Source organism: Myroides sp. C1519, from assembly GCF_038039755.1.
In the GTDB taxonomy this organism is placed as follows: Bacteria; Bacteroidota; Bacteroidia; order Flavobacteriales; family Flavobacteriaceae; genus Flavobacterium; species Flavobacterium phaeum_A.
The window spans coordinates 21682-34766 of the sequence record NZ_JBBPHM010000011.1 but is presented as its reverse complement, the minus strand read 5'-3'; the positions used below and the strand labels follow the sequence as shown (position 1 = coordinate 34766).

Annotated in this window: 14 protein-coding genes and 1 other RNA gene; 10 read left to right on the top strand and 5 right to left on the bottom strand. The window is 35.4% G+C overall.

Annotation, left to right across the window (positions count from 1 at the left end):
• Positions 1-130: 130 nt before the first annotated feature.
• Together AABL81_RS07785 and AABL81_RS07775 are read left to right on the top strand one after the other, a co-directional pair.
• Positions 131-1204, top strand: a complete 1074-nt coding sequence (locus AABL81_RS07785; RefSeq protein ID WP_341340743.1) for a branched-chain amino acid aminotransferase — start codon at positions 131-133, stop codon at positions 1202-1204.
• 308 nt (positions 1205-1512) lie between these two features.
• Complete coding sequence (locus tag AABL81_RS07775) at positions 1513-2649, top strand: hypothetical protein (protein ID WP_341340742.1); 1137 nt, start codon at positions 1513-1515, stop codon at positions 2647-2649.
• A 69-nt stretch (positions 2650-2718) separates the two neighbouring features.
• Here AABL81_RS07775 and kdsB read toward each other — a convergent pair whose 3' ends face one another.
• Complete coding sequence (gene kdsB, locus AABL81_RS07770) at positions 2719-3465, bottom strand: 3-deoxy-manno-octulosonate cytidylyltransferase (RefSeq protein WP_341340741.1); 747 nt, start codon at positions 3463-3465, stop codon at positions 2719-2721.
• A gap of 444 nt (positions 3466-3909) precedes the next feature.
• Positions 3910-5343, bottom strand: coding sequence for an ATP-dependent DNA helicase (locus tag AABL81_RS07765; protein ID WP_341340740.1), 1434 nt, complete (start codon positions 5341-5343; stop codon positions 3910-3912).
• A 125-nt stretch (positions 5344-5468) separates the two neighbouring features.
• On the opposite strand from AABL81_RS07765, the gene AABL81_RS07760 reads away from it, so the two are divergent.
• Together AABL81_RS07760 and AABL81_RS07755 are read left to right on the top strand one after the other, a co-directional pair.
• Positions 5469-6260: a DUF3822 family protein gene (locus AABL81_RS07760; RefSeq protein ID WP_341340739.1), complete on the top strand. Its 792-nt coding sequence runs from the start codon at positions 5469-5471 to the stop codon at positions 6258-6260.
• A complete protein-coding gene (locus tag AABL81_RS07755; RefSeq protein ID WP_158210507.1) occupies positions 6257-6832 on the top strand; it encodes an RsmD family RNA methyltransferase in 576 nt (191 codons plus the stop codon). Before AABL81_RS07760 ends, AABL81_RS07755 begins: the two co-directional genes overlap by 4 nt.
• A gap of 91 nt (positions 6833-6923) precedes the next feature.
• Here AABL81_RS07755 and rnpB read toward each other — a convergent pair.
• Positions 6924-7240: RNase P RNA component class A (gene rnpB / locus AABL81_RS07750), an RNA gene on the bottom strand.
• Positions 7241-7401: 161 nt separating this feature from the next.
• On the opposite strand from rnpB, the gene murQ reads away from it, so the two are divergent.
• From murQ to AABL81_RS07730, 4 genes are read left to right on the top strand one after another with little or no spacing between them, the layout of a single operon-like run.
• Positions 7402-8220, top strand: coding sequence for an N-acetylmuramic acid 6-phosphate etherase (murQ, locus tag AABL81_RS07745; RefSeq protein WP_341340738.1), 819 nt, complete (start codon positions 7402-7404; stop codon positions 8218-8220).
• Positions 8220-8453 carry a DUF6095 family protein gene (locus AABL81_RS07740; protein ID WP_090406871.1) on the top strand — a complete coding sequence of 78 codons (234 nt, stop codon included), beginning with the start codon at positions 8220-8222 and terminating at the stop codon, positions 8451-8453. Before murQ ends, AABL81_RS07740 begins: the two co-directional genes overlap by 1 nt.
• Positions 8454-8455: 2 nt before the next feature.
• A complete protein-coding gene (locus tag AABL81_RS07735) occupies positions 8456-8839 on the top strand; it encodes a DNA topoisomerase IV (protein ID WP_341340737.1) in 384 nt (127 codons plus the stop codon).
• A 19-nt stretch (positions 8840-8858) separates the two neighbouring features.
• Positions 8859-9650 carry a TerC family protein gene (locus AABL81_RS07730; protein WP_341340736.1) on the top strand — a complete coding sequence of 264 codons (792 nt, stop codon included), beginning with the start codon at positions 8859-8861 and terminating at the stop codon, positions 9648-9650.
• A 172-nt stretch (positions 9651-9822) separates the two neighbouring features.
• On the opposite strand, the gene AABL81_RS07725 is transcribed toward AABL81_RS07730, so the two are convergent.
• Entirely contained in the window at positions 9823-10515 is a 693-nt protein-coding gene (locus AABL81_RS07725; protein WP_341340735.1) for a TrmH family RNA methyltransferase, read from the bottom strand.
• A 41-nt stretch (positions 10516-10556) separates the two neighbouring features.
• Here AABL81_RS07725 and AABL81_RS07720 point away from each other — a divergent pair, with 41 nt between their 5' ends.
• Together AABL81_RS07720 and AABL81_RS07715 are read left to right on the top strand one after the other, a co-directional pair.
• Positions 10557-11246: an SIR2 family NAD-dependent protein deacylase gene (locus AABL81_RS07720; protein WP_341340734.1), complete on the top strand. Its 690-nt coding sequence runs from the start codon at positions 10557-10559 to the stop codon at positions 11244-11246.
• A gap of 54 nt (positions 11247-11300) precedes the next feature.
• Entirely contained in the window at positions 11301-11717 is a 417-nt protein-coding gene (locus tag AABL81_RS07715) for a membrane lipoprotein lipid attachment site-containing protein (protein ID WP_341340733.1), read from the top strand.
• Positions 11718-11802: 85 nt separating this feature from the next.
• Here AABL81_RS07715 and AABL81_RS07710 read toward each other — a convergent pair whose 3' ends face one another.
• Positions 11803-13074, bottom strand: coding sequence for a hypothetical protein (locus AABL81_RS07710; RefSeq protein ID WP_341340732.1), 1272 nt, complete (start codon positions 13072-13074; stop codon positions 11803-11805).
• Positions 13075-13085: the final 11 nt, after the last annotated feature.

The window sequence follows — 13085 nt, the reverse complement described above, 5'->3', positions numbered from 1 at the left end:
ACATTTTAGATAAAGTTCAACAACAAACTATTTTTGAGTCCTTTTTTTGATAATTTTGTAAAGTCTTGCTTTTTTAATACATTGCAAGCATAAGTTCAAATACACGACAATTAAAAAAACATTATAAGAAATGAGTTCACAAACAATTAATGATTTCTCTATTCAAAAAGTAGAAAAATCTAAAATAGCTTCAATTGATTTTGAAAACGTAAAATTTGGTTCTGTTTTTACTGACCATATGTTAGTTTGTCATTATAAAGATGGTAAATGGGGACAAGTAGAAATCAAACCTTACGGACCAATGTCATTTGAGCCTTCTATCAATGTATTTCACTACGGACAAGCGATCTTCGAAGGAATGAAAGCATACAAAGATACTGAAGACAAAGTTTGGTTATTCCGTCCACAAGAAAACTGGAAACGTTTCAACAAATCTGCTGAGAGATTAGCAATGCCACATATAGACGAAGAGAGATTCGTTGGAGGTTTAAAAGCCTTATTAAACTTAGATAGAGATTGGGTACAAAAAGGAGAAGGTAATTCTTTATATATCCGCCCATTTATGGTAGGTACTCACCCTGGTGTTGTAGCTGGACCATCTACTGAGTTTATGTTCTGTATCATTTTATCTCCAGCTCGTACATACTACTCTGGAAAGGTAAAAGTTCAAATCGCAGAACACTACAGCCGTGCTGCTAATGGTGGTGTTGGTTCTACTAAATGTTCTGGTAACTATGCTGGACAATTCTACCCAACTAAATTAGCTCAAGATGCAGGATACCAACAAGTAATCTGGACTGATGATGCTACTCACACTAAATTAGAAGAAGCTGGAACAATGAACGTATTCTTCAGAATTGGAGATACTTTAATTACTGCTCCTACAAGTGAGCGTATCTTAGACGGTGTAACTCGTAAGAGTTTAATCGAAATCGCTAAGAGCAAAGGAATCAACGTAGAGGTTAAATCTATCGTTGTTCAAGATTTACTTGACGCACACGCTAAAGGTGAATTAAAAGAAATCTTCGGTGCTGGTACTGCTGTAACTGTTGGACAAATTGAAGGATTTGCTTTCCAAGAGAAATACTACGAATTACCAGAAGTTACAGATGAAGATTCTTTCGCTATTCAATTGAAAAAAGCGCTTCAAGGTATTCAACAAAAACACATTGAAGATACTTTTGGATGGACTCAAAGCATCTAATTACATCTTTTTAAAGATATATTTACAAAACGGCAGAATTCCTGCCGTTTTTTTTGTACCTCATATCAAGGTTTTGCCTATTTTTGCTAAAAAATAATTATGTTCACACCGGGTCAATTACAATTTGCTCTTTTTTTTATAATTACGTTTACCATTGTATTGATTATAATGTATAGAAAGGATTTGAAACTACACCGTATCTATTATAAAAATAGACTATGGGTACTTCTTGCATTCCTTGCTTTTATTGGTTCTCTTTTCATTTTGAAAAACCTTTTAAAATAAGTTATTCACTGTACTGAAGCGTTATGAAAATTCTGAAATATTTCTTCTTATTATTCGTGTTGGGACTTGTGTCCCTTTTTGTATTTATTCTTACTCAGAATCCTGAATACAAAGTAGAACGCAAGTTTACTGTAGATGCTCCTAAACAAGTAGTTTACGAATACATCAGTAATTTAGATAACTGGACTGACTGGATGAAATCAGAAAAGGTTGGGAATGGTATCTATGATATTGAATTAGAAAAATTAGGAAAATATACTATTCGTCCTGAATATACACACCCTTATGATAGCTTGTCTCAAGATATCTTGCACGATGCTACTATTTCAAATATAAAGTGGAAACTTGATAGAAAACAAGGGAAAACAAATGTGTCTTTTTCTTTTTCAGGTACGTTAGATTTGAAAACTAAAATCATCACTTTCTTTTCTGGAACGCCTAATCAAGTAGCTACAAATAGTATTGATAAAAACATCAACGCTTTTATTGTGTACTTTATCAAACAGTACAAAGATTACACCGTAACAATTGGAGAGGTACAAAAGAGTACACCTACTAATTATGTGTATGTGGAACACCTTTCTTCTTTAGGATCGTTAAATGACGATTTGGTTGCTATGCACAAAGAGCTTGACCAATTCTGTAAAGACAATAAGGTAACAAAAACAGGGGATCCTTTTTTACTGTTAGGAGAAGAAAAATCAAGAGAAACGATTAATTATAAATTTGCTATTCCGATTAAAGAAGACATCTTCTTAAATGAGGAAGAATGCTTTAAAGTGGCAAGTATTGATTCGAGCAACTACTTTGAATCGACTTTAACAGGTTACTATACTTTCTTGCCTGAGGCGGTTCAACAAACAAGAACAGCTATCGCTAATCAAGAAATGCAAATTAAAACAGACGAACCGTTTGTTTTGGTATTGAGAAATTCTGTTATTGATTCCCGATTAGCATCTGAATGGAAAACAGTGATTAAAATTCCAATCATTAAAAAAGAAGCGCCTGTTGTACCGACTTACCACTATGGTACGTCACACACTGGTGGTGCAACGCGTGATAGCATTACAACGGCTATTACACCTGCTGCTACAACAACAGTAACTCAACCTGTAAATACAGCACCTGTGGTTCCAACTACTCCACCTACGGAGGAATAGAAACGACAACTGCTTTAACTAATAAAAAAGGGTATCAATTCACATTGATACCCTTTTTACTTGTATGATCTATTGTAATGCAGGATTACTTGCCAATAGTGCTTTAGCTTTTGCTAAGTCCTCCGGTGTGTCTATCCCTACTCCAATATGTGTCGTAATTGCCATTTTAATGCGTTTACCATATTCTAAGTAGCGCAACTGCTCTAACTTTTCTGACGCTTCTAAAAACTTCATTGGCAGCGTAGTAAACTCTAACAAAGCAGCTTTTCTAAAAGCATAAACCCCAATGTGTTGGTAATACTGTACGCTCACTTCTTTATCACGCGGATAAGGAATAACCGATCTTGAGAAGTATAAAGCGGTATTTGTATCGTCAACCACCACTTTTACATTATTAGGGTTTTCAATAACCTCCCACTCGTTAATCGGAGTCATTAAAGACGCTAAATCAACTTGCTTCGTATGGTCTGCCTCAAAGATTTCAATCAAACGCTGTAGATTTTCCTTACTTACAAAAGGTTCATCTCCTTGTACATTAATAACAATATCAGCCTCCATATTTTCCACCGCTTCAGCTATACGATCACTCCCACTTTCGTGTGATTTGATACTCGTAACTGCTTTTCCACCGTGGGCTACAATATCATTGTAAATTAAGTCCGAATCTGTTACTACAAATACATCGCTAAAAAGTCCGGTTGCTACAGTAGCATCATAAGTTCTACGAATTATCGTTTTCCCTCCTAAATCTTCCATTAACTTACCAGGAAAACGCGTTGAAGCATAACGCGCTGGTATTACTGCTATAACTTTCATCTGTGTCTAAAATTAAGTACTCAAAGATAGTAATTTCATTACAACCAACGGAAAAGGATAGCGACATTTCACAGGACAAATACACACTACTTTGTGTACATCGATCAACAAAATACCCTTGTTTTTATACTGATGCCATACTTTAACACCCAATACGTAGCCAAAAGTGGTAATTGCAACTTATCAAGCAATCCTTGGCATAATTATAGCGTACGTTCAACCCTAAGATGCTAATGCTGTTTCCTTCTGAATTCTCGCTATTTTTTACTGTGTTGGTGGTGGAGATGAAAGAAGGTTAAACAGCATAAATCAGAGTTTTTTTAAATATCAATCCACGTCATAAATAAGCCACTTACAACCTATACAAACACCTAAAAAAGTAAACACGAAGTATAAATCATAAAAAAAGGCGATTACGCTATGTGCAGTAATCGCCTTTTTCTATTATTCTTGTTCAAAACTATCGTCGTTAAAGCCGATCAAGTACAGCTTATCTTTTGCCCTTGTCATAGCAGTGTACAACCATTTCACATAATCCTGTGTGATCCCTTCTGGCAAATACGGTTGTTCTATAAACACCGTTTCCCATTGTCCACCTTGTGATTTATGACACGTAATCGCATAAGAGAACTTAACTTGCAAGGCATTGAAATACTCGTTTTCCTTAACCTTTTGCATCTTTCTGTACTTCGTAATCTCATCTTCATAATCCAACAGCACCTCTTGATACAAGCGATTTGTCTGTTCATACGACAAAGCCGCAGACTCACTGGTTAATGTCTCCAAGAAGATAATCGTGTCAAACGGAATCATATTAGGATAGTCAATCATTCTAACGCGTACAGAGGCAAATCGGAAACCGTATAACTCAACTACTTTATATATCTGAAGTACCTCAATAATATCACCATTAGCAATAAAATCGGTAACTGTTGAATCTTTCAACCAAAAGTAGTTGTTCTTAACAACCATCAGTAAGTCACCCGCTGATATTTCACTCTCCTTATCTAAAATACGCGCACGTATCTGTTGGTTATAAGCATTTGCTCTTTTGTTAGAACGCACAATAAACGCTGTTTCCTCTGGCCCACTGTTAGAATAAGCTGAGTGAATAGCATCTTGAATGTCGTAACCATCTGTCAGGCGAATGATATCTTTAAACCCTTGCAATTGAAACTGAAACGCATCAAAAAAGTAAGAGTCTAACGCCATTCTCAACTCCGTAGCATTGTATAAAATACCCGAGTTTTCTTCTTGACGCATTACCTCGTCTAATTCGATGTGTTGCACATCCATATTGTATTGAAAACCTAATTGATCTATGTCCAAAGCCGGACTAATAGTCATATTAACCGGAGGTAACTGTGCAGTATCTCCAATCAAAATAAGCTTACAGTTAAACCCTGAATACACGTAGTAAATCAAATCGTCTAACAACGAGCCGTGTGGGTACATACTTGTATCTCCAGCACCGCCATCGCCAATCATAGACGCCTCATCCACAATAAAAATAGTATTTCTATTCTTATTGGCACGCATTGTATATTGTACCCCTCCCCCAGTTTTACTGGCTTTCGGGTAATAAATATTCTTGTGAATGGTAAATGCAGGTCGGTTAGAATAGTTGCTAATTACCTTTGCCGCACGCCCCGTAGGAGCCAACATAACGGAAAACTTATGAATACTCTTTAATTCGTTTACTACGGTTGACAACAACGTCGTTTTACCCGTACCCGCGTATCCTTTAAGTACAAACAACTCATCTTGCTTATCATTTGTAACGAAATTCGCTATTTTTTGCAAAAAGATGTCTTGCTTAACCGTTAGTTCAAAAGGGAATTTATTGCGCAGTAATTTATAAAACTGAGGTCCAATCATTATAAAACAGAATCAAATTTATATTATTCTTCAAAGATACTAAGCTTTTTAGGGCTTAACTATAAGATTGCCATAAAATTGTTTAATTTTGCTATTCACATTTCAATTTTATTTTTAAACTTACGATGTCAGAGAATTATCATAAACTACAAATACAGGTGTCTTTAAACAAATTTACGTTTGTGGTAAAAGATATGTTAGCTCATGAGATAACACACTTTGCATCTGAGGCTATCTCTCAGTTGAAACCTATGGATGAGCAATTAGATAAGATCTTTGCCAAGTATCCTGAGTTGTTAGAAAAATATGCTGAAATAACTGTTTTACACGACAATACCTTGAATACGTTTGTACCACAAGCATTCTTTAAAGAGGAAGCAATGGGAACGTATTTACAGTATAACACCAAGGTATTTTCTACTGACTTCTTTGCCTTTGATGAGATGACAGAACCGCAGATGAACAATGTTTATGTGCCTTATGTAAACATCAACAACTACTTGCTTGACAAGTTTGGTTCGTTTACATACCAGAACATCAATACACAGTTGACAGAAATTCTTTTAAAAAAATCACAACAGTCTAAAGAGATACAAGCTTACGCTTTTTTACAAAAAGACCACTTTGAAATTATCATTGTACAAGAGGGCAAACTCGTGTTGTTCAACTCTTTTCAATATCAAACGGCACAAGACTTTATCTACTTTGTATTGTTTGTATACGAGCAGTTATCACTTGACCCAGAGATTACGCCCTTGTTCTTAATGGGCCGCGTGGACCAAGATGATATCTTTTACCAACAAGCTTATAAATATGTTAGACACGTAAGTCTAATTGAAGATAAGTTTTTCATTAGCGATGATTTATTATTACATCATCAAGTACCAAAACAACATTACATTTTATTCCATTCATGAGAATTATATCAGGAAAACTAAAAGGAAGACGCATTAGCCCTCCAAGAAACTTGCCAGTTCGCCCTACAACGGATATGAGCAAGGAATCCCTATTCAACATTTTGAATAATCACTTTAACTTTGGTGAATTAGTCATCCTTGATTTGTTTGCAGGAACAGGTAACATCAGTTACGAATTTGCATCAAGAGGCGCTGAATCAGTAGTTAGTGTTGACGGTGATTTTGGGTGTGTTAACTTTATTAAAAAGACCGCTAAAGAATTTGAATTAAACATTACGCCTTTAAAATCAGATATCTTTAAGTTTTTAGAAAGACATAAAGCTTCTTATGATATCGTATTTGCCGATCCTCCGTATGACTTTACGCAAGAGCAATTTGAGAAAATCGTTACTGACGTTTTTGCCAATGACCTTTTAGACGTACAAGGTATGTTGGTTGTAGAGCACTCTAAGTTTACACCGTTAAACCATTTGCCTTACTTCTCTTTTGAAAAGAATTATGGTGGTTCTGTGTTTACTTTCTTTGAATACGAAACAGTTGAAGAAGACGAGGATGAAGATGATTTAGACTAATCACCTCTTCCCTATAAACATAAAAAAAAGGAATATTTGAACTTACTCAAATATTCCTTTTTTTGTTTACTGTATGACTGACATACAAATAAAAAAGAGCAAACCTATAAGCCGGATCCTGTATGTGTTCGAAAACACACCCTTATCATTTATCTCGGCTATCAATTACTCGATAGCTCTATCTGCCTACCCCTAAAGCATCGGGCGGGAACCCTCAAACGCTAAATATACATGACATTTCACCGCATAGAGTTTACCTGGTTTCACTACAGCATTACCTGTACATACTTTCTGTTGCACTTGTCCTCATGGCAAGCCACGGATGGGTGTTACCCATTATGCATCCCTATGGTGTCCAGACTTTCCTCTATTTCCATAAATGGAAGTAGCGATAAGGCAGTTTGCTCGCGACAAAAGTAGTCTATTTATGCAAACCTGAAAAATATATTTTTACTTAATCTGCGAATACTTTTAACCTTATATTATTATCAACGTCTAACTATAACTGCATTAGTAACTAAACTATTTTGTGTACTTTTGTGAACACACATTTTAAGAACATTATTAAGGTGAATTTCACAAGAATTACAGAACAGTCTTCTAATTACAACGATTTGGATAAAATGTCAGTACACGAGATTTTAGACAATATAAACAAAGAAGACCAAAGCGTTCCTAAAGCAGTGGAGCGTGCTATTCCTCAAATAGAACCTGCCGTAGATGAAATAGTCAACAAACTTAGCAATGGGGGTAGATTATTCTACATCGGAGCAGGTACATCGGGTAGATTAGGTATTTTAGATGCGTCTGAATGTCCTCCTACGTATGGAGTCTCTCCTGATTTGGTAGTCGGAATCATTGCCGGGGGTGATTATGCCATCCGCCACGCAGTTGAAAACGCAGAAGATAATCCCCTTCAAGGATGGGTGGACTTACAACAACACACGATTACCTCAAAAGATATTGTGGTTGGTATTGCCGCTTCTGGTACTACTCCTTATGTTATCAAAGCATTAGAACAATGCCAGGAAAACAATATTGTTACTTGTTGTATTACCTGTAATCCCAATAGTCCATTAGCACACGTTTCTAACTTCCCTATTGAAGTGGTTGTAGGTCCTGAATTCGTTACCGGTAGCTCGCGTATGAAAGCAGGTACAGCTCAAAAACTGGTCTTAAATATGCTCTCTACTGCTACTATGATTAAGCTGGGCAGAGTAAAAGGCAATAAGATGGTGGATATGAAAATGACCAATAGCAAACTGATTGAAAGGGGAATTCAAATGATTATAGCCGAACTAAATGTAAGCTATGACGTGGCAAAAGCATTATTAGACGAGTTTAAAAATGTGCGTGCAGCAGTTGAACACTTTAAGAATAATAGATAATGGAACAAGAACATAAAACAGACCGTAAGCTACTTGTAAAAGGAGTTAAGTACTTAATGATAACCTTGCCTTTGATGTTTTTAGGCCCGCTTGTAATCAATAGTGCTTTCAAAAACCAAGCTCACCCGTTTTACTACGTGGTGTTAGGGTTAGGATGTTTAATTTGCATTACATCTATGCTCCTTTTTTTCAAAGGATTACAAACAATTATAAAATCACTTTTTTCTAAATAAACATGAAAACAAAATTATTATACTTTTTACCATTTTTATTTATTTTTACATCTTGCTATAAACAAGAAAGAAATTGTGCTAATTTCAGAACTGGTAAATTCGAATTCGTTGCAGAAATAAACGGAGAAAAGAAAGTTTCTACTTTTATTAGAACCGACAGTTTGGAGATTGAAACATTTGAAGGTAAGACGGATACAGCTACGATTAGATGGGTAAACGATTGTGAGTTCATTCTACAAAAGATAAACCCTAAAACAATGGCTGATAAAAAAGCAGTGAGTATGAAAATCGTTACAACGGATGGAGATACGGCTGTTTTTGAATATGGTTATACAACAGATGCCAGAAGAGAAAGAGGTACGATTAAAAAAACAGCTGACTTATAAATTATAGCGACCTACTTATATGGAAGTACTATTTACAGCAGACGCCATTGTTGCGTTTATTACATTAACATTTTTAGAGATAGTCTTAGGGATAGACAACGTAATCTTTATTTCTATCGTTACTGGTAAGTTGCCAGAAGAACAAAGAAAGAAGGCTACTAAAATCGGTCTTTTCCTTGCTATGTTTATGCGTATTGGTTTGTTACTTGGGGTAACGTGGTTAATCGCAATGAAAGAGCCGTTGTTCAGTATTAACTGGAGTTGGTTTACAGCCGACTTTAACGGACAGGCGTTAATTCTTTTGGGAGGGGGAATCTTCTTGATTTACAAATCGACAAAAGAGATACACGAAAAGGTGGCTCACGTGCACAACCAAGAACCTATTGACGAAAAACCAGATGCTAAGAAAATAGCGGTTAAATCGTTTGGTAACATTATTATACAAATCTTGATGATTGACATTATCTTCTCTATCGACAGTATTTTAACTGCGGTGGGTATGACCAATGGTATTGAAGGAGCTTTGTATATTATGATTGCTGCAGTAGTTGTTTCTGTTGCCATTATGATGTTGTTTGCTATTCCAGTTGGAAACTTTGTAAACAATAACCCGTCTATTCAAATATTAGCATTGTCTTTCTTAATCTTAATCGGATTTATGCTTACAACGGAAAGTATGCATATTTCTCACGCTGTATTAGCAGGACAAGAGATAGGTGCTGTTCCTAAAGGATACTTATACTTTGCTATTGCGTTCTCTCTTATTGTTGAATTCATCAATATGAAACTGCGCAAAAGAGCAGGTAAATAACATAAAAAAGAGGCTTACAATAATTAAATTGTAAGCCTCTTTTCTTTTATATCTATTGCGTTATATAGCCTAAATCCACTATCATAGGGTATCTATACTAACGTATCTCTGTAAATTATTACCGTGTTATGTTATTGATAACTACAGCAAGCTACAAACTTGTCTAAAACCATTACAACGCCTCGTTGTTTTTACTTTCAATATAGCGTTCTGTTACAAAATCAATATCTTTAATAGACTTTCTTGCCCAATCAATTCTCTTTTCTATCAATTGTGCCTCCGTCAACTGCCAATCAATAGGTGAATTGCGAAGACGTGTTGTTAGATTCTGAATAATAATAGCCGCCGATACAGAGATATTTAAACTCTCTGTAAACCCAACCATTGGAATCTTAATATAAGCATCTGCTTGCTCAATAATCTCAGGAGATAGCCCGCTCTTTTCAGTACCAAAGAAAATAGCCGATGGTTTACTAATATCAAAATCTTCTAAGTGATTTGCCTCCACGTGTGGCGTAGTCGCTACAATCTGGTATCCTCTACTGCGGATATCATCAATAGTCGCTTGTACTGAGTTATAACGATGAATATCAACCCACTTCTCAGCGCCTAACGCAATCTCTTTATCTATTCGCTTTCCAAACTTTTGTTCAATCACACATAAGTCTTGAACCCCAAATACCTCACAGCTTCTCATTACAGCACTTGTATTGTGCAACTGATATACATCTTCTGCTACAACAGTAATATGCTTCGTACGATTTTGAAGAACTTCTTTAAAGCGTTCAACCCTATTCTCAGTTAAAAAACTTTCTAAATACTCTAAATAATCAACATCTTGAAATAGCTTTTCTGAAATATTCATTTTATATTTATTTTTAAGACAATTGCAAAGGTAACAATATTATGGAAAAAAGCTTAGTAGTCTTATCTGGTGCTGGTATAAGTGCTGAAAGTGGTATTAAGACATTTAGAGACGCAGACGGATTGTGGGAAGGCCACGATGTTATGGAAGTCGCTTCTCCTATGGGATGGGAACAAAACAAAGCGCTTGTCTTGCAGTTTTACAACGACAGACGAAAGCAATTATTAACGTGTGAACCCAATCAGGCTCATAAAGATATCACTGCTTTACAAGAGCATTTTAAGGTGCAGGTAATCACACAAAATGTTGATGATTTACACGAAAGAGCTGGTAACGCTAATGTACTACACTTACACGGGGAACTCTTTAAAGTGAGAAGTGAGGTTGACGAATCCCTTATTTACGAGTGGAAAGACGACCTACACGCTGATTCTACAAACAAAGAAGGACACTCCTTAAGACCACATATTGTATGGTTTGGAGAAATGGTACCAGAATTGAACAACGCATTACCTATCGTTGAAAAGGCAGATATCATCCTTATCATAGGAACATCGCTTCAAGTGTACCCTGCAGCCTCGTTGATTGAGTATGCTAAACGAGATGCTGTAATCTATTACATTGATCCTAATCCAGCTACTATTTACAACAACCAGCAGATTATAACAGTTCAAGATAAAGCAACAACAGGTTTACGTAGCATTATGACAGCGCTAATTGACCTTAAATAAAAGTAGGTTGTACCCTATTTTTTATTAACTTTCAAAACCATTAAACTTTAAAAGATGAAAAAATTAGTATTCTTCCTATTAACGGCAGTAGCTGTTACAGGATGTTCAAGTGACGACAATACTTCACAACCAACAAAAATAGAAGGCCCAGAAATTAACACAGTTGATTTTAGTGGCGTTAAAGTCGGAGATGAAGTAACCCTAACAGGTAAAGGATTTAGAGATTTTGACGAAAAAGACTATAAAATCCTTTTCGTAGAAAGATTACCAGAACAAACAAAAAGTATTTCAAGTATAGGAAATACAACAAGAGCACTCCCTCCTACTGAATCTGATAGAGATGTATCCGCACAGATTATAGCAGTTAAAGAAGATAAAATTATCTTTCTTGTACCCAATACAGCTGGGAATGGTGATGTGAAATTTGTTTATAAGCAAACGACAAAACCTTTTGGTTATTTCACAAGATAAAATAAATAGAAAAAGCCCCTCACGAAATTGTGAGGGGCTTTTTTTCTAACAAACTATTATGTCAATATAGTTGAATCAATTTATTTTATTTCACAATAAACTCAACTACAACTCTATAATTACCTGATTCAATAGGTGTATAAAACAAGCCACTACCTAAAGAAAATTCAATTTTTGATTTTTCTACAACAATATCTGTAATACTTACTTTTACTACTTGATTTTTTTCGTTGTACAATCTAATATCTAAAACCTCAATATTCTTATCTTGGTATGCTGGAGGAATAGCTACACCTCCTGTTTCAGCGTCAAACTCTCTTATTCCTGTATAAGCACCAAAGGTAAAAATTGTATTATTAAAAAATTTATTTCCTGTGGATACAACATCAGAACTAATGTTATAACCTAAACCATCTCTAACTGCCTCAATAATAGAAACTTCTTTTGTAAGAACCTCTTTAATCGTATGACTTAGATCAAGAAGATGTTTTTTTCCAGTATTATCGATCGTATAAAGAGCGTATGGTGTAGCATCGTTTCCATCGTGGTCACCATAATACACGTTACCACCATCCTTTGTAAAGTTATTTACGGTATTGAAAATCTCATTCTTAATCTCCTGATTATTCTTAATAGTAGTTAGAACATCAGAAGTCATATTAATGTACTGAGGAACAGGCTTTCCATCCTTATCAACTTCTTCTCCGAAGTATTCATAAAAGATTTGTCCTTTTTTCAACTTTGTTGCATCCAATGAAACCAACTCTTCTGCAACTGGCATTTTTCCATCTTCTTCAACTTTACCTTTTTTGAAGTAAGTCTTTGTTTCTGCACCTTTGATAGCGTTACTCAAATCTAAATCTACTTTCTCTACTGTACCATCTTTATTAGTAATAAGAGTATAGAACTTGTTTTCTACTTTATCGTATAAAACAACAGATGCACCAGGTTTATCTCCTTCTTTTCCTGTTAAGTTATCTACAACTGTAGTAATTTCAACAATCTTTTCTGTAGATTGTGTATCATTTTTTTCAATGATACTCAAAATTTCTGATGTATTTGCAATTCTCTCCCAACTTGTACCATTCCAAAAATAAAAGCCTTCAGTCAAACCACCTTCAGGAGCAGTTTTTGTATTAAAAACCAACAACCCTAAATTAGCTTTAGCATCTCCTTTAATTGGATCAAAAGTTTTATTACTTTTTAGCGCTACACGCGGTATTAAAACCCCTTTATCTTCAGATACAATATCAAGCATTGCAGCAGAAGAAGGTGTTTTTGTGCCAATCCCTACTTGGGCGTGTCCTAAATAAGACACCCCAAGTAGAGCAGCACAAATGATTAAATATCTTCTCATAGCATAATTTT